General features: G+C 68.2%; 1 protein-coding gene. It reads right to left on the bottom strand.

What is annotated here, in order from left to right:
• Positions 1 to 82: 82 nt before the first annotated feature.
• Positions 83 to 1,534: an IS1182-like element ISThph1 family transposase gene (locus tag GH664_RS22675; protein ID WP_153163793.1), complete on the bottom strand. Its 1,452-nt coding sequence runs from the start codon at positions 1,532 to 1,534 to the stop codon at positions 83 to 85.
• Positions 1,535 to 1,543 lie beyond the last annotated feature (9 nt).

The following is a 1,543-nucleotide window of genomic DNA, read 5'->3' as shown; positions in this document are numbered from 1 at the left end:
GTGGGGTGTTCGAGGCCCAGCCAAGCGTCTGTGAGGGCAGATCCGGGGTCTTCAGGAGGCGGGTTTTCATTTCGGGCACCTCTTATGCCAGCGCTGCGGCGATTTTGGACGCACCGCTACCTCGACCGAGCATCTGCGGCGCGATCTTGGCCATGCGCATCAAGTTGTGCGCCAGCGCGTACAGGTAAGCCACCGCTCGAACCTTGCCCAGCCCGCGCACAGGCATGCGCTGCAGTCCGCGGTTGCGCGCCAGTGCGTTGACGCACTCGGCCGTGGCCGCGCGTTGCTTGTACACGTCCTTGATCTCGTCGCCGGCCATGCGCGCACGCCACTGCGCCACCGGCTCGGAGTCCCCTTCCTTGCGCCGGTACTTGTCCGGCGGCGGGGGGGCGTCGTCGTCGCGCTTGTCTGCATTGCGCCTGGGCTCGGGCACCGGGGCGATGACCTCGGTCTGGCCTTTCGTGTGCGCATGCACCGCCTCAATCTGCTCGTGCGCGGGAAAGCCCCCATCGACCAGCCATTGCCCGGGTACTGTGCCCGTGCGCTCGATGACCTGCTCGAGCATCGGCGCCATCTGCGCCATGTCGCTGCCGGTGTTGCTCACCTCCACGCCGACGATGACCTGGTCCTCGCACGTTGTGGCCAGTTGTACGTTGAACGCTGGCCTGAAGCCGCCGTCGCCCATCTTCATCACCCGCGCGTCGGCATCCGTGGTGCTGGCTCGTGCCTGCTCGGGCTTTTCACCGTTGCGCCGCTTGGCCGCCTGCACCTGCGGCAGTTGCTCCAGCGCGGCGCGGATGCACTCCTCGCGCTGCTGTGCGGCACGCTCGCGCGCAGCTTGCGCCCGGCGGCTGGCCGCTGCCGGATCGGCCGCGGCGCGTTTCTTGATGTCATCGACCAACTCGCCGGCCTCGGCCAAGTGCTGCTCGAGGCTGGCCTGCCGCCGAAACGACGCTGCGCCTGCATCGGCACGCACGCGCATGCCGTCCTGCGCCACGCGCTCCAGGCTGATCGCCCCAGCCGAGGCCAGCGCGGCGACATTGGCCGTGAGCACTTCGTCCATCAACCTCTCGTTGCCTGAGCGAAAGTCGTTGAGCGCGTGGTAATTCACCGACACGCCACCGCAGATCCAGCGGTAGGCGTCGCTCTCGCGCGTGAGACGGGCGATCTCCCGGCCGCTGCCCACCGCATCGAGCGTGGCGTACAGCCACAGCGCGAACAGGATCCGCGGGTCGATCGCCGACCGTCCGGCGTTGCTGCCACGGGCCTTGATCGATTCGATCAACCGGCTCAGGTCCTGCCGCTCGACGTAGCCCCACACCAGCCGAGCCCGGTGATCCTCACCCAGCAGCGACTCCAGGTCCGAGGCGCGCAGTTCGATCTGCCCGCGCTTGGGCTGCAGCAATCGCGCCGCGCCTTGCCGGCGTGAAGCCGCCCGCGCCTGCTTCGCCGCGATCACCTGTTGTTCCTCGACAGCCGGCAGGTCATCGAACAGGCTGGCCGGCGATCCGTTATGACCTTCGGTCTCGTTCATGTCTCGGAG

This window comes from Thauera sp. 2A1 (assembly GCF_009469595.2).
GTDB lineage: Bacteria > Pseudomonadota > Gammaproteobacteria > Burkholderiales > Rhodocyclaceae > Thauera.
Note: the sequence above shows the minus strand (reverse complement) of the source record. Positions and strands in the feature narration are given on the sequence as shown.

Coding starts and splice junctions, on each gene's coding strand:
- GH664_RS22675 (WP_153163793.1), bottom strand. CDS start 1,534: ATGAACGAGACCGAAGGTCATAACGGATCGCCGGCCAGCCTGTTCGAT.